Raw genomic sequence first — 24301 nt, forward strand, 5'->3', positions numbered from 1 at the left:
GTGTACAACGCTATGCTGCCAAATAACATAAAAAAGAGATTGGATGTCATCCAATCTCCCGGTTCATAAGAATATCAAAATAAGCTACCTGCGCCGCTGACCGTAATTAATCAGCATAACAAATACAAATTCCGTACTCTTCTGTCCTTTTGCCTGAGATTGTGAACCCTTCGGCGCTGCGGTCTCCCGCAGTCTCTCCAGAAGCTGCTCCTGCTATAGTGTGATCCATAGCAATCATAGCCCGTGTGATGTATTAAATTGGTGAAGCGTTAATGCATTCTGATATTCTAACATATTACTCGGCATGTGAGTATTGAACAGTGATAAAAGTCTCCTACCTATGGCTAGATCTCTAGGGTGCGCTCCTGCACTGCAGCGGCATAAATGTTGTACGTTTTGCAACTTGGATGCGCAGATACCCGGTTGTTTAGATAGATTGTTGTATGAAATACAAGAATTTCCACGCTAAACCGTATGAAGGAGGAGAAATGCTGCCTTTTGTACAACAATTTTTGATTTAGTCCAATTTAATGAAGCGAATGTTGTATTTTGTACAGGATTTTAGAAAGTCACGGGCACGGAGGATGAGTTTGCCGGTAATACCTTGGCTCTGCATTAAAAAAAAGCAGACAGGCAACAGCCCATCCGCTCATTTGATCCAACATTATTCCGCTATTTATTTAATGATTACATAATCCAGGCCAACCAGCTTGGCGTAGGTAACGATCTGATCTGTAGTCAAGTTGAGCGACACCACGGTATGGTGACCGCCGCCGTTCTCGATCCAGGCTTTTATTCCATCCTGGAAGTTAGGCTTCACCTGCCAGAGCACGCGGGCCACCGGAAGATTCGGAGCCGGAACCGTCGGCTCGAAGGCAGTAACTTCATTGATCAGCAGCTTGTAATGCGTGCCGAAGTCAGCCATCGATACCACAACGCCTTCGCCGGCCTTGCCGTCGAATACGAGACGGGCCGGATCTTCGCGGTCGCCGATACCCAGCGGAGACACAAGCACCTTCGGCTTGTTGCTGGCCAGGCTCGGGTCAACCTCAAGCATGTGGGACTGCAGAATCGCTTCCTGTCCGGCAGCCATTTCATAGGTGTAATCTTCCATGAATCCGGTGTTCAGGTTGTGGCTCATCACCTTCATCAGGCGGTCCAGGGCCGCTGTCTTCCAGTCCCCTTCGCCGGCGAAGCCGTAGCCTTGTGCCATCAGACGCTGAACGGCAAGACCCGGAAGCTGCTTCATGCCGTGCAGGTCTTCGAAGTTCGAAGTGAACGCATTGTAGTTGCCGGCATCCAGGAAGCGTTTGAGGGCAATTTCATAGCTGGCCTGTACCTTCACGCTGGCTTCCCATGCTTCTTTGCTGTATGAACCGTAATCGAAATCATATTGCTCTGCATATTCAGCGAACAGCGCATCAATTTCTTCTTCCTTCACTTCGTTTACATACGCAACCAGGTCGCCGATCCCGAAGTAATCCACGGTCCAGCCGAACTGAATCTGGGCTTCTACCTTGTCGCCTTCGGTAACGCCCACGTTGCGCATGTTGTCGCCGAAGCGGGCCACTTTGATATTGAAGCTTTCGTTATACGCAACGGCAACGTCCATCCATTCGGCAATTTGCTTCTGGACTTCGGCGCGTTCCCAGTACCCTACTACCACTTTGTTCTGTTTCTTCAGGCGGGCATTGATGAACCCGTATTCACGGTCGCCATGGGCAGCCTGGTTCAGGTTCATGAAGTCCATATCCAGTGTTGCCCAAGGAATGCTCTCATTGTATTGCGTAGCCAGGTGCAGAAGCGGCTTCTGCAGCAGCTTCGTGCCGCGGATCCACATTTTGGCCGGGGAGAAGGTATGCATCCAGGTGATGACACCGGCAACCTCGTCACGGTAGTTGACTTCTTTCATGATCGAAGTGATTTTGTCTGCACTGACCGCCAGATCCTGCAGCACCAGCGGATAAGGCAGCACACCGCTGTTATTGAGGGCATCCGTCATCTCCTGTGCATGAGCTTTGACTTCACCGAGGGCTTCTTCTCCGTACAGATGCTGTGATCCTACAACAAACCAGAATTGCTTAGCGCTTACTGTTGACATATTATTTCATCCTCTTCTCTTGGATAATATATAAATCAGATTATTTCTGACCGTAATAAGCGCCTTTACCATGCTTGCGCAGATAGTGTTTATCCAGAATCCGCTGCGGCAATTCTTCAGCGAAATGGTTCAGCTCGCGGGCAAAATGGTTCAGCTTGGACACTTCCTCCAGCACCACGCTGTTCATCACTGCATCATGGGCATTCTTCCCCCAGGTGAACGGGCCATGGCCTTTCAGCAAGACGCCGGGAACTGCCATAATATCAAGGCCACGCTGTTCAAAAGTCTCAATGATCACGCGTCCGGTCTCCGCTTCATAGCCGCGGTCAACCTCCTCCTGCGTCAGGAAGCGCGCGCAGGGTACCGCCCCATAGAAGGTGTCGGCATGTGTCGTGCCCATTACAGCAACATCCAGCCCGGCCTGCGCCCAGATGGTCGCCCAGGTCGAATGCGTGTGCACGATGCCGCCGATTTCTGCATAATGCTTGTAGAGTACGGCATGGGTCGGTGTATCCGAGGATGGTCTCATCTCCCCTTCAACCACGTTACCGTCGAAATCGACTACGACCATATCGCTAGGCTTCATTTTGTCATAGCTGACGCCGCTTGGTTTGATGACGAATACGCCTTTCTCACGGTCAACTGCGCTCACATTGCCCCAGGTGTATTTGACAAGTCCATGCTTAGGCAGGTCCAGATTGGCCTCGAATACCTCTTCTTTCAGTTGCTCCAACATAGGTTAACCCCTCCCGTTTTCTACCAGATGATCTACAGCAGCCTGCTCGATCGCGATCCCTGCAGTGTAACGTTCCATGAACAGCTCGAAGCCCTTCACATCAGCCGCATCCGGATGGATGACTTGTCCTTCCACATCCTTAAATACCTTGTGGTCAAGGAAGTCATCCAGACGCTCCTGCTGTGCTTTGTTCTGCATGTAGGAGGCCAGAATCGCCATCCCCCATGCGCCGCCTTCTCCGGCTGTTGCCATGACAGAGACAGGGACGTTCATTGCAGCGGCAACGATTTTCTGGCCGACCACAGGAGTTTTGAATAACCCGCCGTGAGCCAGAATACTGTCGATGGATACTTGTTCCTGCTTGGTCAGAATATCCATTCCGATCTTCAGCGCGCCAAAAGCGGAGAATAAATGCGTCCGCATGAAGTTGGCCAGATTGAACCGGCTCTCAGGTGAGCGTACAAACAGCGGCCGGCCTTTCTCAATCCCGGTAATATTCTCCCCGGAGAAATACCCGTAGCTCAGCAGACCGCCGCCGTCAGCATCCGCCTCCAGTGCTTTATTGAACAGGACACTGAACAATTGCCCTGGGTCTGCCTTAAAGCCCATCGCCTCCGAGAATTCACGGAACAGGCCGATCCAGGCGTTGAGATCACTGGAACAGTTGTTGGCATGAACCATGCCGACCGGACTGCCGTCTGGAGTTGTTACCATATCAATCTCCGGATATACGGCTGTAAGATCCTTCTCCAGCACGATCATTGCAAACACGGAAGTGCCTACGGAGATGTTACCGGTCCGTTTGCGGACACTGTTCGTAGCAACCATACCTGTTCCGGCGTCGCCTTCCGGAGGACACAGCGGAATACCCGGCTGCAGCTCCCCGGACGCATCCAGAATTAACGCACCCGCATCCGTTAACAGCCCAGCCTGCTCGCCCGCCGTATACACTTTAGGAAGAATATCTTTCAGCTTCCAAGGATAGCCCTTGTCTGCAATGAGTTCATCGAACTGAGCAACCATCGCTGCATTGTAATCCTGCGTGGCCTCATCTATCGGGAAAACCCCCGAAGCATCGCCGATCCCGATCGCCTTGCTGCCGGTCAGCAGCCAGTGAATATACCCGCCCAGCGTTGTTACGAACTCCGCCTGAGGCACATGCTCTTCCCCGTTCAGTATCGCCTGATACAGGTGCGCTATGCTCCAGCGTTCAGGGATGTTGAACTGGAAGACCTCCGTTAATTCTTTGGCCGCAGCACTGGTTGTTGCATTACGCCAGGTCCGGAACGGAACCAGCAGCCCGCCTGCGCTGTCAAAAGCCATATATCCGTGCATCATTGCCGAGAACCCGATAGAACCAACGGTCGTAAGCGTAATACCGTATTTCTGCTGGACTTCCTGCTTCAGTTCACGGTAAGCCTCCTGCAGGCCCTTGATAATGTCTGTTAAATGATACGTCCAGTACCCGCCCTCAAGCAGATTCTCCCACTCGAAGCTTCCGGATGCGATGGTCTCAAACCGCTGATCAATCAGTACTGCCTTGATACGTGTGGATCCAAATTCGATACCCAGTGAAGTTTCTCCCTTAAGTATCGCTTGCCCGATGTTCTGATCCATGCCCACGTTACTCCTCTCTGAACCAAACTGTTATAATAGAAATGGAAAGAAGGCGCTTCCTTTATTAACAGACTTAGTATATTTTTTGTTCGTACATTTGTCAACACAACACACAAGATATACATACAAATTTTACAGAGAGAAATCCACATTTCCCTAGAAACGCTTATACATAGTAGACATTGGATTATAATAACGATATATTCATACTATAATGTGTACGTACAACTATTGCGGATATACCGATTCGTATATGAACAACCATGAAAGAAGTGAGCCGGGTGAAAACCAAATACCAGATTATTTTTGATGATATAAAAAGCAATATACTGTCAGGAACCTATAGTGTGGGCGAGCAGATTCCTACAGAATTAGCCTTGCAGGACACCTATGGTGTGAGCCGGCAAACCGTCCGGAAGGCTATCCTGGAGTTATCCAATGAGGGCTTTCTAAGAAGCGAGAAGGGATCAGGCACCTATGTAAGCAACCAGTTCCGGTCCAAATCGGGGGGCAATCCCAATAATAAAACCATCGGTGTCATCACGACCTACCTCTCAGATTACATCTTTCCTTCCATCATCCGCGGGATCGAGAGCAGACTTAACGAGGATAATTATTCGTTGCTGCTCGCCAGCACCAATAATGATGTCGCCCAGGAGAAGAAGGCGCTGGAAATGATGCTGTCCTTTGGCGTCGATGGTCTGATTATTGAGCCTACGAAGAGCAATCTGTACAACCCTAACATTGCATACTATCTGTCGTTCAAAGAACAGGATGTCCCGTTTATCATGATTAATGCTTATTATGAAGAACTGGAGGTGCCTTTCTTCTGTCTTGATGATGTGCAGTCCAGTTATCTGGCGACCAAAGAGCTAATCTCGAAGGGCCACACCCAGATCGGTATTATCGCCAAAATGGATGACCTGCAGGGCAAATACCGCATGAAGGGTTATATCAAAGCGCTTGGAGAAGCCAAATTACGCTTTCACCCCGAGCAGGTGCTGTCTTTCGATACGGAGTCCAAGCAGGCTCTGTCCGAGAATCTGAAGCAATTCCTGACCGATAACAGAGAGGTATTAACGGCTATTGTCTGCTATAACGATGAGGTTGGCCTGGAAGTCGTAAATGTGTGCAGACAGCTGGAGATTTCGATTCCGGAGGATTTATCAATTATTGGCCAGGATAATTCTTATATCGCCAAGAATGCGGGCATCAAGCTCACGACCTTAACCCATCCGCAGGAGCAGATGGGCCGTGATGCTGCTGAATGGGTTATTAAAAAGCTGCAGGGGAAGAAGGATTTGCGGAACAGCACCTATTATCAGCCTGTGCTGATTGAGGGGGAGACGGTAAGGGCGCTGGATTAGCAGAATTTTCAAGAAAAATTCACAAAGCAGTTCACCTATTCCCTTTCCTAACATACCTTGAATAAACCACTGGAAAGGGGACAAATCAATGTATCTGCTCTGGGTGTTGATTATCGGCGGAATTATCGGCTGGCTAAGCGGCAATCTGATTGGACGCGACGTTCCAGGAGGCGTGCTGGGAAATATCATTGCCGGCTTTGTCGGCTCCTGGCTGGGTACCGAGCTGCTGGGGCCGAGAGGTCCCGTTGTTGGAGGATTCCATATTATCCCAGCCATTGTTGGTTCAATTATCGCCTTACTGATATTCTTTGCACTGGCCCGCGGGGGCGCATTCCGGAAACGTTAGAATCCCGCCGGCTCTAGCTGTGGGTCAATCAACCCTGATTCTCTTAAGAGAATTGGGGTTGTTTGGTTTGATTCCCCTTCTTAGCCGCCCGTCAAATGTACCTTCTCTTATACACCAGAGTAATCTGCCCCGCTATGTATTCCGCGCTATACTCTGTACCCTCCTTAATCCACCACATGATAATCCCCAGCAAAGAAGCTGTAATAATTTGAACCACTCATCACTAAAGTGACGAGATTCCTAAGTACGGAAACCTAATGGCTTCTAATTGATTAGGCTATCCCCGTAATTCCCACGGTTAGAAGTCTTATCGCTTCATTTTTAAGATTTAAACTTGCGTTAATATCTCGATCGTGATGGCTTCCGCATTCTGGACAATCCCATTCACGTAAGGCAAGATTCTTAACGTCTTTATTTTTATATCCGCAACTTGAACATCGTTGACTACTTGCGAAGTTCTTGGCTACGACTACAACCTGTTTGCCGTACCATTTTCCTTTGTATTCAAGCATCCTTCTGAATTGCGACCATGACACTTCGCTAATCGCTTTGGCAAGGTTACCATTCTTAAGCATATTGCTTATGGATAAATCTTCAATTCCGATTACATCGTGGCTTTTGATGATCTCGGTTGAGATTTTATGCAAGTAGTCGCTTCTAGCATTGGTTATGTGTTCATGTATACGTGCAACTTTCTTTTTTTGTTTCTGATAGTTCTTGGATTCGGCAAGAGGACGCTTTTGCGTAAGCGCCAACTCCTGTCTTCTAGAAAGTATACGTTGTGCATCGGCTAGCTTTGCTTCCAGCGTACGAAAGAATTTAGGGTTGCCAAATACGGTGCCATCCGACAAAATCGCAAAATCCTTCACCCCTACATCTATTCCGACTTCTTTATTCTTTTGTTGAAGGGGCTCTACATTCGTTTCTACAAGAACAGAGACAAAGTACTTACCCGAAGGATTACGTCTAAGGGTCACATTTAAAATACGCCCTTCTACCTCACGACTTTTCGCAAAGCGAACGAGCCCAAGTTTCGGCAACTTTATCTTATTGCCTACAAGAGCAATGTTTCCATTCGTGAAATTCGTTTGATAGGACTGGGTAGGATTCTTTTTACTTTTAAATCTTGGAGCGTCATTCTGCTTCTTGAAGAAACGTTTAAACGAATCATCTAGGTTTCTCAACGCATTTTGCAGTGAAAACTTATCCGGCTCTCTCAGCCAATCGATTTCTTTTTTCAGATTCGTGAGTTCAGAGCAGCAGGAAGCGTACGTTAATCCCCTGCCTGTTTCCCTGTATGCTTCATTCCACTGGTTCAGAAAGTGATTGAACACAAAGCGACTACATCCCATCGTTTTTGCAATCTGTATCTGCTGTTCTACGGTTGGGTATATACGGAATTTGTACGCTTTATGTGTTAGCAGGGTTCTCACTTCACTTTCTGATTTTGAATATATTCCCGTATCTGCTTCTCTGTGTTCTCACTAACCGTAGCTACAAAGTAAGAGGGATTCCATAGATGACCGCCCCACAATTTCTGTTTAAGTGGAGGAAACTCTTTGAACAACAATCTTGCTGACACTCCCTTTAAAGCCTTAATCATGGAAGGAATGGCGTGTTGCGGTGAACATTCTACCAGCAAGTGAATGTGGTCGCTGTCACTTTCCATCTCCGCAATCTCAAAGTGGTTGTCTAATGCGATTTGGCTAAGGATTTCTTTAAGTCTTATCTCTACATCATTGAGCAATACCTTATGACGATATTTTACGCACCAAACAATATGATACTGGATGGAGAATACATAACCTCGTCCATACTTAATCTCAGACATATGTAGTCACCTCTTATTCATCATAACATATGTCATTAAAAAAATCGGTTTTTTCATTGATAATAAGGCATATAAGTTATTTTTCAATCGAACACATGTCGGAAAATTAATATATCATAGACATGCCTTATCCGAAGTTTCCTAACTTACGACTAAAGTTACGAGTTTGCGAAAACTAATATATCAACCGAAGCCACTTCCCTGGTGGTGCTTATATTTCTGGCGTTCCGCCGTTTCTCAATCGTATTCTTGAGCAGGCTGCTCAAGTGCTTGGCGAAGCCCTTATGCTCCACCAATACAGCAAGAACCTTCCGGTACTCATAGAAATAATTCAAAAAGATAATCAGCTGCTGCTGTTCGTTGCTGCCTTTCACCTGTAATAACGGCTCCACCTTCTTGGACAGCTCATCAAATATCTCATGAACCAGCTGGCGCAGCAGATCATTAATATCCTCATAATGCAAATAAAACGTTGCCCGGTTCAAATCGGCGCGCGGCTGGCGATTCTTTTGACAGTCAATTGAGATATCTCCACATTATCGGCCAACAAAGAAAAAACAGCATCCTTCAGCATCTTTTTCGAACGGATGGTTCTTGGATCAACCCTTTTGTGTTCTGGCATTTCATCCCTCTAACTTGTTTATTTGGCACTTCATCAACGCATTCGCCCAGACTGTCGATTAGTCGACATTTCCGCGGAAACTGCAAATAGGATTAACGCCTAAATCCTGATATGATTCATTTATTCCGGCAATATGGGCGGTAACCGATTTGTCGGAATCTACAACTTATACGTATCTGATGATTCGTACCATTGGCCTGCGGATTGGCCTAAGCTTCATTACCATGCCGCTCAATACGGCCGGACTCAACGCACTGCCGAGGCAGCTGGGTACGCATGGCACCGCCGTGAATAATACCGTGCGCCAGATCGCCGGGGCCATTGGTACGGCTGTTGTCATTACGATCTATACCGTGCAGGCAACAAGTCATGCAGCAACAGTCATGCGCAGCAATCCTTCTACTACAGCCGAGCACCTTAAATCCCTGGCCTCGATGCTGGGGGCAAGTGACGCCTATTACTTCATGATGATTCTAGCTGCCGCCGCGTTTGTAATCACCTTATTCATGCCAGTGAAGAGCAAGCTGCTGCCGGATAAAAAAGCGAATGTAGTCAGCAAGGAAGATCCTCTGCTGTAACCGGGCTTGTGATCACAACGAATAGAGAAGCACCTCTTCAGTACGTTGAAGAAGTGCTTCTCTATCAGTCCTCTTCCCAATTCCTGCGGTACAAGCGGGAAGCATGCTGCAGCGTATTCTCCGTGTAGTGATCAGTCTCAGCCACCAGACCCGCCACCTTGTCCCGGAAGGCAGCCTCCGGCAGTTCTTTGTCCAGAATTACCTCATACACCTGCTGCAGCTCCGATAAGGTAAACAGCTTAGGCATTAAGTGCAGCGCGATGCCGGTCTGCTCCGTTTCTTGGCGCAGCCGTTCGATGGCGCGGGCAATGATTTTCCCGTGATCAAAAGCGAGCCCGTCATTGGACCGGATAGAGTAAGTGACTGATCTGGAGGCCGGCTTGGCTGTCACCGTCCGGTCTATAACCGCCGTCAGCTCTCCTTCTCCGGCACCAAGCTTAAGCTCATAAGTAAAGGTTCTGACGTATCCTTCTTCCAGCAGCTCTTTGTGCTCCCCTAGAAGCCGGTAACTTACCGTGAACCAGGCCGCATCATCGGCATCGTCCCCAGCCTTGATCTGGAACCGGCTGCTGTCAATCAGGGCCATATAGCTGCTGCTCATCACCCAGGTACGGGGGTCGCGGCCGGGATCGGTAACGGTATAGAGCTGCTCCAGGTATACATCAGCAACGCCGGTCTCCTCATACAGTTCACGCGCAGCCGCCTGCTCCCCGGTCTCATCCGGCTGGATGAAGCCGCCCGGCAGCGCCCAACATCCCAGGCTGGGATGTCCTCCCCGGCGGATGAGCAGAATGCGCAGCTCTTTTTCCGCAAGCTTGCCATAGTCATCTGACTCCCTGTCCGTTACAGTGAAAACCACCATATCCGCCGCCACCGAAGGCCGCTCATAATCCCCTGCCCGGTATTGCTCCAGAAATTCACGTTCTGTAAATCCGTTACGATCTAATAATTCCAAGCGTCTCCGCCTCCCAGATTCTTTATTCTAGTGCTGCAGCTCTCCGAAATAGTTCTCATAAGGCTTGAACTTCGCAAGTACATCGTCTACCTTACGCATGCGTTCTTCCAGCGTCCCCCTAAGCGTAATGTAGGGAATCCGCCGCTCCTTCAAATCTGCTATGATCTGCTTGTGAAAAACATGCCGTTTCTGGTCCCCGCTGCGGTCCCAAGTATCGTCATAAGGAATATCGTCGTCACACAGGAAAAACAGATCGTACCGCTGCGCATTCTCCAGCGCCAGCCGGGTTAGCAGCTCCGGAGCCCGGCCGTGGTAATCCAGGGCGTACATGTAAGTGGTAATCGCATTCGTATCGGCAAACAGATACCGGTCTGCTGTAAGAAGCGCCTGTTCCTCCCGCTTGATATGGCCCACGGCAATGTCGTCAAAAGCCTCTATGCCGATCCGGCGGTCCACCTGATGCTCCGTCCAATAATCCCGCCCGTACTCGCTGGCAAAAGCCGTCCTATACTGTTCCGCCAGCGCTTCAGTAATCGTCGATTTTCCAGTAGACATCGCTCCTACAAACACAACCTTCGTAATTAGATCCCGGTATACAATGCCGCTTACATATTGCCGGTATTTAAAAGGATCAGAGCGGATCATGGTGGCCGATACCGGCACCTGCTGACGTGCTTCATCCACCCGCCGGTCTATTGCCCCCAGGGCAATGCTCATATGCCTGCCGTAGAACTCACTGGAATAAAAATGGGTTACCTGCTCGCCCTTCAGCAGCCCCAGAATATACTGCTCTTCCCGGATCTCATGCTCACGGTCATCGGAGTACCCGTCCGGACCATCCCACGCTTCAATTACCCGCACCGATGAGGGATACAGCCTGCGTATCCAGTTCGCCCGGATATGCAGCGGGACCGGAGAGACGGACGTTTCATAGATCACCACGATCAATTCATCGACCTCCTGCAGCGCCGTTTCGATCATGAGCTGGTGCCCTTTATGCAGCGGAGCAAATTTCCCCAGGGTTAATCCGAGTGTCTTCATGCCAGCGCCTCCTTAACCCCTTTGTTCCAGTTATAGTAGCCGTATACCGCGTTAACCAGATAGGCACTCCACATGACGATCATCAGCAGACCTTCACCACTGCCCTCCACCGTCCGGATCACCCAGAGCAGCACCGTGAACAGATTCAGCACAATGTAGACCAGCCACTGCTCCTTGAATCTCCGCACCATTAGAATCGTGGCCACTACGGATAACACGGTCGTGATGGCATCAATATAAGGTGAGTTCTGCGCAGGGATCAACGACAGGCTATACCCCAGCAGCAGCGCCCCGGAAATACAGACTGCCATTGTGAGGAGCATGCCTTTGGCCTCCATCTGACGCATGGACAGCTTGCCGCTCTGCATATTCTTCTTCCACATATAGAAGCCTACGACATTCATCGGCACGAAGAATAGCAGATTCAGCATAACCTCCCCGAATAATCCGTTAATATAAGCCAGGTAGGCGTAGCCGAAGGTGTTATACATCCCAAAGGCATAACTCATCAGCTTTCCCTTCGCCGTAAGCACCACGCACAGCACCCCGGTAATAAAGACCGTGAACCCAAGAAACGAATCCTTGGAAATAATTGTAAAACAAATTGCAATCAAAGTAAATATAACCAGCCAGACGATTTCGAACCCATTCCAGTTCCCTGCAATCCTCTTCATGCTGCATCCCTCCGCTTTCTGCACCTATTCTTGATCGGATTAACTTATTAACATTTTGATAATTACATTTTGTTAATATCAAGATAACAGAAGCTGCGGCAGGATGCAAGCCCGATTCTCCTCTCGCCAAAAAAAGAAATAGACCGCCCTCCTGTTTGGATAGCGGTCTGCTGTGCTATAGTTCTCCAAGCCGAGTATCTCAGGTATCTTTACAACAATACCCTATTCTCCAGTATATTTTTCAGACTGATATGCGACTTGGAAGGTCCAAACTTGATCAGCGAATCCTGAAATTCAGCGAGCTCTCCGATCGATGCTGTCTGTACCTTAAGCAGATAATTATATTCTCCACTAATGCGGAATAAGTCCGTTACTTCAATAACCTCCCGGCAGAAGTCAGTGAGCTCGTGGCAATGCTCCGTCTTTAATAGGATAAAAGTTGTCGTCCCCCGGTTCAGCTCCCGCAGACTAAACGTCGTAACATAGCCGGAAATGATATTCTTTTCCTCCAGCTTCATCATTCTTTCTTTCACCGAAGGTTGCGACATGGCCACCTCTTTACTGATTTGAGCTACTGACATTCGCGCGTTGTACTGAAGTAAGCCCATGATTTTCTTATCAATGTCATCCAAAAGATTATCTATCCTGAACACCCCCTTAGTTAATAAACCAAATTATCTGTAATACCTCATAATATAAGCCTATATTACTATAAATCCCTTGTTATTCACATGTATTTCAAGCTTGGTTATACCTATAATTAACCTATATTAGATAAGGGGGCGGTAATTAGATGGGCGTAAACGGTCTGGCACATGTAGCGATCCAAGCTAGAGATTATACAGCGACTATTGCATTTTATACCGGAGTTCTGGGGTTTAAGCGGGGCCATCACTGGAGTCTGCCCTCATTTCACATCCAGGAAGCTTCGATGCTGATTTCACCGGACGGCAGAACCTGCCTTGAAATTTTTGATAACGATGCCGTGATTCCTGCTCAGGGAAAGAAAGCTTCATCCGAAGAAGAAATAGCTCACGGAGCATTATTGCATTTTGCCTTTTATGTAGATAATGTGGAGGAAATATATCAAAAAGCCCTTGCTCACGGAGCAAGGACTTTCGTAGAACCGGATACCCTGTCACTTGGCGAACCGCCGCTGCTGGTGAAGAACGCACTCATTCACAGCCCTAACGGGGAAGTGATCGAATTTATCGAAGACGTTGATTTTGACGTTATTTCCCCAGCCGGTTCGCCAGCGCAGCCGGATAGCGGTCGCCGGAAATCCTGATGCCTGACAACGCACTGTCCAGACTGCTCAGTTCCTCAGGGATAAGCTTAATCTCGGTGGCTCCAAGATTCTCTTCCAGCCGTTCGAGCTTTCTTGTACCGGGGATCGGAACAATCCACGGCTTCTGGGCAAGCACCCAGGCCAGTGCAATTTGAGCGGGTGTGGCCTCCTTCCCGGCAGCAATTCTGCGTATAAGCTCCACCAGAACTTGGTTGGCTTCCATATTCTCTGCCTCGAAGCGGGGGGAAGCCGTCCGGTTGTCTGTACTGGCGAATGTGGTATTCTTGTCAATGGTCCCTGTCAGAAAGCCTTTGCCCAATGGGCTGAAGGGGACAAACCCAATCCCAAGCTCCTCTAACGCAGGCAGCAATTCTTCCTCGGGGCTGCGCCACATCATTGAATATTCACTTTGAACCGCAGTCAGCGGATGCACGGCATGAGCACGGCGGATCGTGATAACATCTGCTTCGGAAAGTCCCCAATGTCTGATCTTGCCCTGCTGAATAAGATCTTGTATGGCACCAGCGACCTCTTCAATAGGGACATCCGGATCGACCCGGTGCTGATAATATAAATCAATCGTCTCAACCTTAAGCCGCCGGAGGGAACCTTCAACCGACTCTCTGATTTTCTCCGGAGTGCTGTTAAGTATGGGCAGCCCCTGATCCGACATCAGGCCAAACTTCGTGGCAATCGTGATCTTTCCCTTAAGCGGGGCAAGCGCTTCGCCCACTAATTCTTCGTTCGTATAAGGACCATATAATTCAGCCGTATCAAAGAATGTTACTCCCCGGTCGAATGCCGCATGAATCAGCGAGATCATATCCTTCTTATCCGCCGAAGGGCCATACCCCATGCTCATCCCCATACAACCCAGTCCTATAGAAGAAACCTCCAGACCGTTACTTCCCAAGATCCGCTTGATCATAATGCATCCTCCTTCGGATAATTCGTGGAGAAGGCGAGTTCCTTCTGTGCCTCCAGCTCCGCAAGACGACTAGTGAGCGCCTGATGGATCACAGTATAAGAATCACTGCCAAGCGCAATTCTTTTCGGTGCGGGATGCTGGTCGGCGCTGTCGATCATGATCTTAACCATTTTGGCCGGATCGCCCATGGGAACGATTGTGCTGTCTCCGAAATTGCTTCTTGCTTTAGCAGCAGGAGTGCCTTCATAGGCTTCCATCCCGGGAGCCAGCTGCGCGCTGTGATCTTTGAAGTTCGTCCGTGCTCCGCCCGGCTCCACAAGGGTAAGACCTATATTAAAGGGAGCCACTTCCTGCATCAGCGCTTCGATGAAGCCTTCGATGCCCCACTTTGTAGCGTGGTACAGTGATCCTCCCGGGTACGCAGCTTGCCCGCCTACCGAAGAGAGCTGAATGATCCGGCCGCCACCCTGAGCGCGTAAGTGCGGTAAGGAAGCGCGCACCAGCTGAATCGATCCGACAAGGTTAGTATTAATCTGATGGGTGATTTGCTCATTGGTTAATTCTTCAGCGGCACCAATAAGGCCGTAGCCTGCGTTACTGACAACAACGTCAATCTTACCCAACTGGTCAAAAGCCTGATCAACGACCGCATAGATAGCCGGAGTGTCGGTAACGTCAAGCTGGGCTACCCACAGAAGCTCCCCATGCTTCGCCTTAAGATCATCCACTGAGTTCATATTGCGGACAGTACCGGCTACGCGGTCGCCACGCTCCAGAAGCTGCTCCGTCATATGCCGGCCGAAGCCGCTATTGATGCCTGTGATAAACCAAGTCCGTTGTGCCATCGTCCAATCCTTCTTTCATGAGAGTTCCGGTCCGCTTAATTGACTAACCGGTTAGTCAAATATAGACCTGTCTAACCGGTTAGTCAAGTGATATACTATTCAGTAATAATCGGATTACCGCAACTCTAGAATAAGGATGATCGAACATGAGAAATGCCGAAGCGACACGTGAGTTAATTTTAAAGACCGCGATGGATGAGTTCTCCGCATTCGGCATTGCCGGAGCACGGGTCGAACGCATTGCCAAAACGGCCGGCTGTAATAAAAACCTGATCTATGTGTATTTTGAGAATAAAGAAACCCTCTTCACTACGGTTCTCCAGAGAAATCTTGACCGCGCGTTCGAAGATATTCCGTTTACACCGGGCGACCTCCCGGAATATACGGCCAAAGTGTTTGATTTTGCCATGGCGAATCCCGATGTAATGCGGCTGTTGATGTGGTCTAATCTGGAGAAAAGCACGGCCCGCCCACCCAAACGGGAAGACGCCCATATGCAGAAGGTCCAGGAGATCCGCAATGCCCAAGGCTCAGGCAGCATCGGCTCCGCCTTTCCCCCTAACTTCATCTTAACCTTAATTATGTCGCTCGCTACCGCCTGGTCGGAGTCCAATCCCTTCGGTCCTACGCTTGATCCGGATTCGCTCAAGAACCTTAAGGCCTTAAGAGAATCTATTATCCGGGCCATCACGGTGCTGCTCAGCGCATGAAATGCAAACAAGAAGAAGCCCCTATTTCAGGCGCTTCTTCTTGTTACCTCATTTGATCTCTACCCCGTACCAGCCATCCGCCAGTGTATGCAGCTTGTAGTTAACAGGCTCCTCACTATACGCCTTCTCGACCAGATCCTGACTGTCACAATATACAATATGATAGGTGCCGCCGTTCTCGCCTTCCCAGTCAAACACGAACCTTAGGAGACTCTTCCCGTTCTGTCTGCTGTACCTAAGAAAGTTCAGCTTGTCTTCTGATACCGCAATAATCTGCCCTACCTTGCCCTGCAGGTCCGCATCTACACCATCCAGGAACTGATGGCCCACAGCATTTCCGTTATTGGAGTAGATAAAGGTATTTCCTATATCACTCCGGTTATCGCGGCTGGTCATAAGAAGCTCGGTCTCATCCTTCACAGCCTCAAACAGCTCGCGATGATCCCTGTAAATATTATATTTCGCGCTGGAATGGTTATAGTTAATGATCACCCCTAACGCCACAATTATCACTGCAGCTGCAATGCCTATAAAGATGATTCTAGTGCGGCCCATAGCTCCACCTGCCTGACCTTTTCGGAATGAGACGCTTTGAATTAGTTAACAGAACCGCTGAAATACAGCTCGTAATCAATCGTTGTAATGAACGGCACATATTTGCCGTTGAAACGGTCGTAGTGCTGCAGCGTGAACCAATCCACAAATCCCGGCCAATTAATCTCATCATCTGCGTCCAGGCCGAAATGATCATAGAAATGGAACACCAGCTTCCCGCTGAACTGGTCTCCGGCAATCTTGAAGTCCTTAATAGTAATATTATTGCCATGGAAGGCATGAATCGCCAGGGATAACGCCAGATTGGTCTTCTCCGTAAACACCGGATACGGGCTGTGTGAGAATCCGCCCACGTAATCATAAACAACCTTCTTGTTCGCACTTGGGTTATACTCCAGCTTAGACAGGTCGCCATTACTATTGTGCAGCTCCTGGACCACGAAATCACGGATTAATTGCACATAATTCTCGGTGCTGGAGTCACTTATGACTGCATTATCCAGCTTGCTGTTATGATACTTGATATATTTGTCCGTGCTGAAGGTGTCACCGTCGGAAACCGATGTACCTTCATTACTGCGGTTATCGTATCTGAACGTCGAGATCAAATCGCTCAGAACGGAGCTCATATCGTCACTCGCACCGGTTTTGCCGACGGAGAACAGGAATGCCATTTCGCCCCAGATCATGGCTTCCGGCGTAATCCTGGCCACAGAGAACACCGGGCCCAGCTTGAATAATTCACTGTAGGTGTAGTCATTGAACGTCAGGTCATCCGATACGGTATAATCTCCTCGCGGAGCATCCTTGAGTACTCCCTCCCTGTAATCTGACTGAAGGATCAATGCCTCATTAACATCTGGAGTCAGCCTTCTGGGATCCACTGCGTCGTTCAGACCATCGCCGTCCGTGTCTGTCAGATTAGGATTAGAATACATATAGGCATAGACCTTATCGCCGGCTTTCAGAATGCGGACCTCTTCACCATCCTTGAGCCCGTCGTCATCGCTGTCCGCATCCAGGTAGTTCACTCTGACCACCGCACCGCCTGTACCTAGACGCAACCGGCCGGCCTGCATTTCTTTCTCATGATAGTCACTAATGCCGTCCATGTCTGTATCTTTGTATAAGTCCGAGGTCTCGGCGATCGTATCGAAGATCCCGTATAAATGGTCGGCGTTGCTCGCATGATAGTAGCTGCCGCCGGTGCCCTGCGCCATATTTGTCAGTACACTCGTCGATACACTGCTGCCGAGCCCTACCGTATAAATAACGATTTGATTATCAGCGGCCTGCTTGGTCAGCGATGTATTGTAAGTGCCGTCCCCATCTGTAAGCATAATAATATACTTCAGGACATCTGTTCTGCCGCTGGCGGTGAACAAATTAATTGCACTTGCAATTCCGCTAGTCAGGCTCGTTCCGCCGTTACTGTCAATCTTCCCTGCGGCTGTATTCAAAGCTGCCTTATCAGAGGTGAACGCGGATAATACCTTGGCGGTGTCGTCAAAATCAACAATAGCGCCCCGGTCACTTCCTGTCAGCAGGTTGATGAACTGTCTGGTTACGCTGGTTCTCACATTGCTTCCATCATTGTTCGACATGCTGCCCGAGGAGTCGATAACGAAGACAATGTCCATCCCCGAATATTGTTCTTCTCCCTCATCATACAGGAACTTATACTGCCATACAGTATCGTATACGGTTTTGTTTAATAAAATGTACTTTGAAAAGTGTCCCGTCTCGGCCGAAACCACATTCTCCGTAACCTTCTGATTGGGCAGCTCTTCAAATAACTGCGCAGCCTCATTGAAATAGTAGATCCGCGGAACGAAGTTCGCTGTATTCAACAAGCTATCATCAAGTTCGAAGGAAATCGTCGCCTTCTCAAAGGCTCCGTTTATTGAGAAATTGTAGCCTTGATCGATATAGCCGGGGATCGTTGTATCATTAAGAATGCCGTCCTGAACAGGATCTACAGATAAACTGCCCACCTGTTCCGCGCTGACCCCTTCAACGGTAACGCTGGGAACTGCTTTGGCATCCGCAGCTTCAACCGCAACCGTTCTCGAGAACTTTGCTTCGATCACGAGCGGGTTGCTTCCGATCTTCACCTCCCAGGCATCCGACAGCCCGTCGCCATCGGTGTCCGCCTTCAGGGGGTCCGTCTGATACGTCTGAACCTCTTCGCCGTCCGAAAGACCATCGCCGTCCGTATCCGCGCTGATCAGGCTCGTCTGATAGGACAACTCTTCCAGGTTGGTTAATCCATCGTTATCGCCGTCTTCGTCACCATCCAGAATCCCGTCCTGATTACTATCCTGTTCAAGCGGATTCAGCTTCAATACGATGATCTCATCCCGGTCGCTTAATCCGTCTCCATCAGTATCCTTACTGGTAACGGAAAGGCCATAATGTTCTTCGTAATAATCGCTAATTCCGTCGCCGTCGCTGTCCTGCTCCCGGTCAATCCCTAAGTTATCCAGATTATTCTCGTCGAAATTCACGATGATATACTCTTTGGCAACCTCAGAACCATCGCTTAATTGCGCACTTAGCTTCAGCAGATTATAGCCGACACCCAGCCCTATGCCTTCCACGGACCAGACCCCACTTACTGGAATAGCTCCTTGCTGCAGGACCGTTTTATTTTTATCAGAAGTCTGATAGGTAAAGGTCTTGATGCGCGATGTCCCTCCCAGTGTTCCCGACAGCTTGTCCAGCTTCGTTCTCAGGAAGTAATAGTCACCGTCTGCGCTATTCTGAAGTTCTAAACCGTACGTATCGAGCTGCACGGAGACTTCCTCCGGTTCAGGTACTTCTTGCCGGGCCGCAATCTGCGTCAGCTCATAGCCCGCAGGTTCATTGACTACATTTCCCGGATTCCCGGAGAACCCGAGTGTCAGCGTCTCCCCCGGCTGAATATTGGCGTTGTAGCCTGCATTATGTATGACGTAATGATTACCGGTATGCCCGGTGATTTCGGCCGTCCAGAACCGTTCCAGATTCCCCTCATAATCAAAACTCAGCTTCCAGTCCTCAATGGTGGTCTGCGATTGATTCTTAATGGCGATTTCACCGTTAAAAGCGCTTCCCCAATCACTCGTCACTGTGAAGCTTGTTTCATAGTCTCCTGCCGGCACAATCTGTTCGCTGCCTTGCATATCAAACGCTGACGGAAGGACCAGTTCCCCGTCATACTTCGCCGTGAAGCCAAAGTTCACACTGCTGCCCGCAGGAATGTCCTGGTTGCTCCCTGCATTCTTGATTACATAAGCACCATTCTCATAGGCCTGCACAATCCCGTTCCAGATATTAGTGATCTCATAGGGCTGGTTAAAGCCCAGTGTCCAATTCTCAATCGTCCGGTCGCCCGTATTCCTGATGGTGACATCCGCATTGAATGCCCCCTCCCACTTGGAAGAAATGGTGTAGATTACCTCGTAACCCTCTCCCGTGTAGACCGTTTCTTGCTGGCCGCCCGTTGAGTTCTCTTGAGCCAGGGCAGGCTTGAGCGGAATGAATGATAATACCAATACTAGAGCTACTAATAGAGCAAAGCTTCGTTTCATAATGCTTTTCCTGAACATCGCTACCGTTCCTCCTCATATGATTGCAAATAATAGTTCGAATACTGATGTAATGTCATGGAGTATTATGAATCTATGATATTTGCAAATAGAGGATTAGGCAACAACAAATGGAAGAAAAGTAGAAGAACGACAAAACCACAATGTCCTATTCTGCATATAACCTCCCGCTTCAGCCATAATAATACAAGCCATTTCATACGCACACATAAAGGAGCAGATGAATTTGAAAAACAAATGGCTGCTGGCGTTAACATTGGTGCTCGCACTCACCTTGACGCAAGCAGCAGGACCCTTACATGCACAGGCAGGCGGCAAGCAAGAAGCGGTTTGCTTCAGCCCCAAGATGGTTCAGCTGAAAAGCGATATGCAGAAGGTATGGATTGACCATACCATATGGACGCGAAGCTATATTGTCAGTGCCATCTCTAATAACCCGGACCAGAAGGACGTACTGAACCGGCTGCTGAGAAACCAGCAGGACATAGGCGATGTATTCAAACCGTATTACGGGGAGGCAGCCGGCAATAAGCTGGCCGAGCTGTTGAAAGAGCATATTGGGATTGCAGGCAAGATTGTAGCAGCCGCCAAAGCGGGCAATCAGGCTGATCTGAAGAAGCTGCAGGCCGATTGGCATAAGAATGCCGATGAGATTGCAACTTTTTTGAGCGCACTGAATCCAAACTGGCCGTTTAAGGCGATGCAAGAGATGCTGTATGAGCACCTTCAGTTAGTTACAGACATTGTGCTGAGCTGCCTCAAGGGAGACTGGGCAGCAGATATTGCCGCAACCGACAAGAATGAGGTCCATATGATTCATTTAGCGGATGTTCTGACAATGGGCATTATCAAGCAGTTCCCGGAGAAGTTTTAGGAAATTATGCAATAAACAGCGTATATAAGACAGCTTTCCATAATCGCCCGGGAGGGGATTGTGGAAAGCTTTTTTATGTGTTTAGCCATAGCAGAGTAACAGAGTGAACTGGCACGATATATTAATCCCCTAATCCCATCCTGTCAAGAAATAATTTGTGTGGGAGCGGCATTGCGGGGTATGCCCCCTACACTTACCAAGTATGAATGAATTTGCGGGTATGAGGACCGTGGCTGCTTTTTCCTATTCGTCCGGCTTCACGTAAAATTTGCTACAAGCCTAATTATGTACCATAGAAAGGAAGTGCTGTGCATGAACAGCGTGGATATAATCAGATTTGTGGTCCTTTACGGTCAAAAGCCTGAGCATGAATGTTACGGATACATGGAGCTGAATCATGAGGGCCATATGATTGCACTCTACAATAATTTTGGTGAGGAATTAGATTTGTATGGGGGTCACGAGCTTGTCCGGGTACGGACGCTTGGCCAATTTGATGACGAGGACCGCGATAATTTCTATTCCTTGTTGGAAAGTGACGGTGTAGGTTAATCCTGCCGGGTTAACCAGCATCCGGCTATATGTCCCCAAGAAGTGTATCAAGCTGATCCCAATGCTCCGCAGTATGAATCATTTCTTCGGCAAAGCGGGCAGGGACCCTGCTCGACGAATCGAGCGGCGGCTTGATCCACCAAAGCGACTCGATGCACCAGACATACTTGACTGCCCGCAAAAGAGTGCCCGGCGGCAGCGGGTGTACACTACGGTAGCCTTCAGCGAAAGCAGCAACCGCATCCCTGCGGAATCCGCTCCCGCCGAGTGTGCCGGAAAGGACCGCCCGCCCGAGGTCCAGCGCCGGAAACGAGTAGCGTGCCCGGTCGAAGTCAACGATGGCTGTCAGCGCGTCCCCTTCGAACAGCAGGTTGTCCGCCCACAGATCAAGGTGGGCCCAGCCCGCTGTCAAAGGCGTAAAGTCCTGATCTCGAAGTGAATCAGCAACCGCCTTCTGTAATTGCAGCGCGTTCCGGACACGCCCGGACGAGCTGCGGGCTGCCTCCCAGCTTACCTCCCAGGCGAGCTCCATCTCCTCGCGCGACAACTGCCAGGCCGGTTCACCCGCCGGCACTGCTGCTCCGACCCCTGATGCCGCCGCGGCACCCCAGACGGTATGCATATCCGCAGCAGCCCGCCCGAGTGAATGCATTCCCTGCTCACCGATCCTGCCGGCAGGCACCATAGCACCCGGACAGCATGTCATGACGGTCATGTATCTTCCGCAGGGCAGGATGTGCATGCAGCGCCCTTCCAGCGTTAACGGCTCAGGACACGGTCCTCCCGACTGGTACCACATGCGCTGCAGCTGCAGCGCATGCTCAATCTTGCCGCGAAACTCCGGATCCTCCATCTTGAACCGCCCGGGGTGATAGCTTTTGGCGAACAGCCGCCCCTTATTCGTCCCGATAATCCACTTCTCGTTCAATAGTCCGCGATTCACACGCCCGGCAGACAGCAGCTCAGCCTCAAAATGCTTCTTCAGCCAGCCTGCGATCTCGCCAATTAATTGGTCCTCAGTCGTCAGCAGCATTCTAAGCCAACCCCTCTAATCAGATTCCCCTATTCATGATTCTATCTCAACAATGTCAATATTTCTCTGACAGAATTATCAACAAAGGTCCGCTCAGGCCGGGATTTCATGAACACAGTCAGTCCGATTAATGATATGACCAGTGTCTGCGCCAGACTCTTTGCGTTAATGCCGGGATCAAGCTCACCTGAACGCAACCCCCGCTCAACCGTTTCCTGGAAAATTACCGAGAGATACATCTGATGTTCTCTGGTCAGGATCGCAAATTTCTCATCATGAGGCGCAAGCTCCACCATCGAGTTGAGGCAAAAGCACCCCCAGTTCGGATCTTCCCCATATTCCTTTGCCACTAGATTCTCAAAAAAACTGCGGAATGCTTCTTTAACAGAAGAATTAGTCTGGAGTTTGCCCCGTATAGAGGCAGCATGAGCACTCGTATATTTGCGCAGCGCAGCTTCAAATAGTCCTTTTTTATCTCCAAAAGCGGAGTATAGGCTGGGGCGCTGAATGCCCATTCTTGAAGTCAAATCGCTCAAAGAGGTAGCTTCGAATCCTTTCTCCCAAAAAAGCTCCATCGCTGCATCCAATACCTTGTCTTCATCAAATTCACGTTGCCGGGCCAATATAACCCCTCTTTTCATATCGTTCAGTATATTATAATTCTATTGTTCACAGATTTCATTGTCAATCATATTGAGATTATGCAATAGATCTTGACAGTTATTATTTATCAGGGTTACATTTATCAGGGATTATTTTATACCGTTCGGTATGAAACGAAATCTCTTGCACACATAGAATTTAAGGAGGTGTCACTTTGGAAAAGGTAGTCGAACAACCGCTTGCAGCATCCGAATCCGCTCCAGTATCTCCAATGTCCCGGAGTGTTGCGCTCTTATTTGCCATCGCCTGCGGACTGGCAGTCGCCAATATTTATTATGCGCAGCCCCTGCTGGACGCTATTTCACAAGAATTCGGGATTACGCCTTCCTCCGTTGGCCTTGTTATTACCATTACTCAAGTCTGTTACGCGCTTGGACTGCTATTGCTGGTGCCCCTCGGTGATTTGTTGAACCGGCGCTGGCTGATCGCCGGACAGACGCTAATATCCGTCCTGGCTCTGATTGTGGTTGGTACAGCCCATACCAGCAAGGTGTTATTCATAAGCATAGCTGCGGTTGGATTGCTTGCCGTAGTCACACAGACACTGGTTGCCTTCGCAGCAACTTTGGCAGACCCGGCTGAGCGCGGACGTACTGTAGGTGTTGTGACAAGCGGAATCGTTATAGGTATTCTGCTCGCACGGACTTTTGCCGGAGTATTAACGGATATAGCCGGTTGGCGCTCTGTCTACCTGGTCTCTGCGGGATTAACGCTAATCATGGCTGGCGTATTGTTTCGGGTGCTGCCCAAGGATGAGCCCTCAAGAGAAGCCTTGTCCTATCTGCAGCTGCTGCGTTCGCTGTTCACATTATTCGCACAGGAGCGAATTCTGCGCATCCGCGCTGTACTGGCTCTGCTGATTTTTACCGCGTTCAGCATATTATGGACTTCCCTGGTGCTGCCGCTCAGCGCTCCGCCGCTATCTCTTTCACACACTGCAATTGGCGCGTTTGGACTCGCCGGAGTGGCTGGAGCATTGGCAGCAGCGCGGGCAGGCCGTCTTGCCGACCGGGGTTTAGGGCAGAGGACTACTGGCGCGGCATTGATTCTGCTGCTTCTGTCATGGCTGCCCATAAGTTATACGGAGCATTCGCTTCCCTCATTAGTCGCAGGTATTATCCTTCTTGATCTGGCAGTACAAGCTGTGCATGTCACCAACCAGAGCATGATTCTTAATTTGCACCCGGAGGCACGCAGCAGGCTTACCGCCGGTTATATGATTTTCTATTCCATAGGCAGCGCCACCGGGTCCATCGCATCCACCAGCATCTATGCTTACTCAGGCTGGAACGGAGTATGCTTGTTAGGCGCAATCGTGAGTGCCCTGGCGCTGCTATTCTGGGCATTAACCCGCCGCCTCAAATAGATAAATATAAGGCCGCCCTTACAGGCGGC

24 protein-coding genes, 1 pseudogene and 1 riboswitch are annotated in these 24301 nt (G+C 49.5%); of the genes and pseudogenes, 8 read left to right on the top strand and 17 right to left on the bottom strand.

Annotated features, from left to right (window positions below):
- Nucleotides 1-131: 131 nt before the first annotated feature.
- Nucleotides 132-211: riboswitch (glycine riboswitch) on the bottom strand.
- 465 nt (nucleotides 212-676) lie between these two features.
- From araA to GC101_RS13550, 3 genes are read right to left on the bottom strand one after another with little or no spacing between them, the layout of a single operon-like run.
- Nucleotides 677-2101, bottom strand: coding sequence for an L-arabinose isomerase (gene araA / locus GC101_RS13540; protein ID WP_039296120.1), 1425 nt, complete (start codon nucleotides 2099-2101; stop codon nucleotides 677-679).
- A gap of 40 nt (nucleotides 2102-2141) precedes the next feature.
- Entirely contained in the window at nucleotides 2142-2837 is a 696-nt protein-coding gene (locus GC101_RS13545; protein WP_042140499.1) for an L-ribulose-5-phosphate 4-epimerase, read from the bottom strand.
- Between the two features lie 3 nt (nucleotides 2838-2840).
- Nucleotides 2841-4454, bottom strand: coding sequence for a xylulokinase (locus tag GC101_RS13550; RefSeq protein WP_171717691.1), 1614 nt, complete (start codon nucleotides 4452-4454; stop codon nucleotides 2841-2843).
- A 281-nt stretch (nucleotides 4455-4735) separates the two neighbouring features.
- Between GC101_RS13550 and GC101_RS13555 the strand changes: the two genes are divergently transcribed.
- Both GC101_RS13555 and GC101_RS13560 read left to right on the top strand, forming a co-directional pair.
- Nucleotides 4736-5821, top strand: coding sequence for a substrate-binding domain-containing protein (locus GC101_RS13555; protein ID WP_171717692.1), 1086 nt, complete (start codon nucleotides 4736-4738; stop codon nucleotides 5819-5821).
- 88 nt (nucleotides 5822-5909) lie between these two features.
- Nucleotides 5910-6167, top strand: coding sequence for a GlsB/YeaQ/YmgE family stress response membrane protein (locus GC101_RS13560; RefSeq protein WP_039296107.1), 258 nt, complete (start codon nucleotides 5910-5912; stop codon nucleotides 6165-6167).
- 272 nt (nucleotides 6168-6439) lie between these two features.
- On the opposite strand, the gene tnpB is transcribed toward GC101_RS13560, so the two are convergent.
- The 4 genes from tnpB to GC101_RS36125 all read right to left on the bottom strand — a co-directional run bounded on the left by tnpB (nucleotide 6440) and on the right by GC101_RS36125 (nucleotide 8620).
- Nucleotides 6440-7591 carry an IS200/IS605 family element RNA-guided endonuclease TnpB gene (gene tnpB, locus GC101_RS13565; RefSeq protein ID WP_171717775.1) on the bottom strand — a complete coding sequence of 384 codons (1152 nt, stop codon included), beginning with the start codon at nucleotides 7589-7591 and terminating at the stop codon, nucleotides 6440-6442.
- Between the two features lie 5 nt (nucleotides 7592-7596).
- Nucleotides 7597-7998 carry an IS200/IS605 family transposase gene (gene tnpA, locus GC101_RS13570; protein ID WP_042232763.1) on the bottom strand — a complete coding sequence of 134 codons (402 nt, stop codon included), beginning with the start codon at nucleotides 7996-7998 and terminating at the stop codon, nucleotides 7597-7599.
- A gap of 158 nt (nucleotides 7999-8156) precedes the next feature.
- Nucleotides 8157-8483, bottom strand: a complete 327-nt coding sequence (locus tag GC101_RS13575; protein WP_246354325.1) for a hypothetical protein — start codon at nucleotides 8481-8483, stop codon at nucleotides 8157-8159.
- Nucleotides 8480-8620 carry a hypothetical protein gene (locus GC101_RS36125; RefSeq protein ID WP_246354326.1) on the bottom strand — a complete coding sequence of 47 codons (141 nt, stop codon included), beginning with the start codon at nucleotides 8618-8620 and terminating at the stop codon, nucleotides 8480-8482. Before GC101_RS36125 ends, GC101_RS13575 begins: the two co-directional genes overlap by 4 nt.
- 122 nt (nucleotides 8621-8742) lie before the next feature.
- Here GC101_RS36125 and GC101_RS13580 point away from each other — a divergent pair.
- Nucleotides 8743-9198, top strand: a pseudogene (locus tag GC101_RS13580) (MFS transporter); the annotation flags it as partial.
- Between the two features lie 64 nt (nucleotides 9199-9262).
- Here the strand turns inward: GC101_RS13580 and GC101_RS13585 are convergent.
- From GC101_RS13585 to GC101_RS13600, 4 genes are all read right to left on the bottom strand, one after another.
- Nucleotides 9263-10153 (bottom strand): NUDIX domain-containing protein, encoded by an 891-nt coding sequence (locus tag GC101_RS13585; protein WP_171717693.1) that lies wholly within the window; start codon nucleotides 10151-10153, stop codon nucleotides 9263-9265.
- Nucleotides 10154-10180: 27 nt separating this feature from the next.
- Nucleotides 10181-11194 carry an AAA family ATPase gene (locus GC101_RS13590; protein WP_171717694.1) on the bottom strand — a complete coding sequence of 338 codons (1014 nt, stop codon included), beginning with the start codon at nucleotides 11192-11194 and terminating at the stop codon, nucleotides 10181-10183.
- Complete coding sequence (gene pnuC / locus GC101_RS13595; protein WP_171717695.1) at nucleotides 11191-11868, bottom strand: nicotinamide riboside transporter PnuC; 678 nt, start codon at nucleotides 11866-11868, stop codon at nucleotides 11191-11193. Before pnuC ends, GC101_RS13590 begins: the two co-directional genes overlap by 4 nt.
- Nucleotides 11869-12077: 209 nt before the next feature.
- Nucleotides 12078-12521 (bottom strand): Lrp/AsnC family transcriptional regulator, encoded by a 444-nt coding sequence (locus GC101_RS13600; RefSeq protein ID WP_343049693.1) that lies wholly within the window; start codon nucleotides 12519-12521, stop codon nucleotides 12078-12080.
- Nucleotides 12522-12661: 140 nt separating this feature from the next.
- Here GC101_RS13600 and GC101_RS13605 point away from each other — a divergent pair, with 140 nt between their 5' ends.
- Entirely contained in the window at nucleotides 12662-13156 is a 495-nt protein-coding gene (locus GC101_RS13605; RefSeq protein WP_171717696.1) for a VOC family protein, read from the top strand.
- On the opposite strand, the gene GC101_RS13610 is transcribed toward GC101_RS13605, so the two are convergent.
- The gene (locus GC101_RS13610; protein WP_171717697.1) at nucleotides 13101-14084 is read right to left on the bottom strand and encodes an aldo/keto reductase; all 984 of its coding nucleotides are present in this window, start codon (nucleotides 14082-14084) and stop codon (nucleotides 13101-13103) included. The genes GC101_RS13605 and GC101_RS13610 overlap by 56 nt on opposite strands.
- On the bottom strand, nucleotides 14081-14929 hold the full coding sequence (locus tag GC101_RS13615) for an SDR family oxidoreductase (RefSeq protein WP_171717698.1): 849 nt from the start codon (nucleotides 14927-14929) through the stop codon (nucleotides 14081-14083). Before GC101_RS13615 ends, GC101_RS13610 begins: the two co-directional genes overlap by 4 nt.
- Before the next feature lie 146 nt (nucleotides 14930-15075).
- On the opposite strand from GC101_RS13615, the gene GC101_RS13620 reads away from it, so the two are divergent.
- A complete protein-coding gene (locus GC101_RS13620; RefSeq protein ID WP_171717699.1) occupies nucleotides 15076-15639 on the top strand; it encodes a TetR family transcriptional regulator in 564 nt (187 codons plus the stop codon).
- 48 nt (nucleotides 15640-15687) lie between these two features.
- Here the strand turns inward: GC101_RS13620 and GC101_RS13625 are convergent, their stop codons facing one another.
- Nucleotides 15688-16194 carry a hypothetical protein gene (locus GC101_RS13625; RefSeq protein WP_171717700.1) on the bottom strand — a complete coding sequence of 169 codons (507 nt, stop codon included), beginning with the start codon at nucleotides 16192-16194 and terminating at the stop codon, nucleotides 15688-15690.
- A 41-nt stretch (nucleotides 16195-16235) separates the two neighbouring features.
- Nucleotides 16236-19784, bottom strand: coding sequence for a DUF3289 family protein (locus GC101_RS13630; protein WP_171717701.1), 3549 nt, complete (start codon nucleotides 19782-19784; stop codon nucleotides 16236-16238).
- Between the two features lie 226 nt (nucleotides 19785-20010).
- Between GC101_RS13630 and GC101_RS13635 the strand changes: the two genes are divergently transcribed.
- Complete coding sequence (locus GC101_RS13635) at nucleotides 20011-20658, top strand: glycosyltransferase (RefSeq protein WP_171717702.1); 648 nt, start codon at nucleotides 20011-20013, stop codon at nucleotides 20656-20658.
- A 312-nt stretch (nucleotides 20659-20970) separates the two neighbouring features.
- Entirely contained in the window at nucleotides 20971-21210 is a 240-nt protein-coding gene (locus tag GC101_RS13640; RefSeq protein WP_039296070.1) for a hypothetical protein, read from the top strand.
- Nucleotides 21211-21235: 25 nt separating this feature from the next.
- Here GC101_RS13640 and GC101_RS13645 read toward each other — a convergent pair whose 3' ends face one another.
- Nucleotides 21236-22243, bottom strand: a complete 1008-nt coding sequence (locus GC101_RS13645) for a phosphotransferase (RefSeq protein WP_171717703.1) — start codon at nucleotides 22241-22243, stop codon at nucleotides 21236-21238.
- Between the two features lie 41 nt (nucleotides 22244-22284).
- Nucleotides 22285-22866 (bottom strand): TetR/AcrR family transcriptional regulator, encoded by a 582-nt coding sequence (locus tag GC101_RS13650; protein WP_171717704.1) that lies wholly within the window; start codon nucleotides 22864-22866, stop codon nucleotides 22285-22287.
- Nucleotides 22867-23117: 251 nt separating this feature from the next.
- On the opposite strand from GC101_RS13650, the gene GC101_RS13655 reads away from it, so the two are divergent.
- Nucleotides 23118-24272 (top strand): MFS transporter, encoded by a 1155-nt coding sequence (locus GC101_RS13655; protein ID WP_171717777.1) that lies wholly within the window; start codon nucleotides 23118-23120, stop codon nucleotides 24270-24272.
- Nucleotides 24273-24301: the final 29 nt, after the last annotated feature.

The sequence above is a fragment of the Paenibacillus phytohabitans genome, from assembly GCF_013141775.1.
In the GTDB taxonomy this organism is placed as follows: Bacteria; Bacillota; Bacilli; order Paenibacillales; family Paenibacillaceae; genus Paenibacillus_AQ; species Paenibacillus_AQ phytohabitans.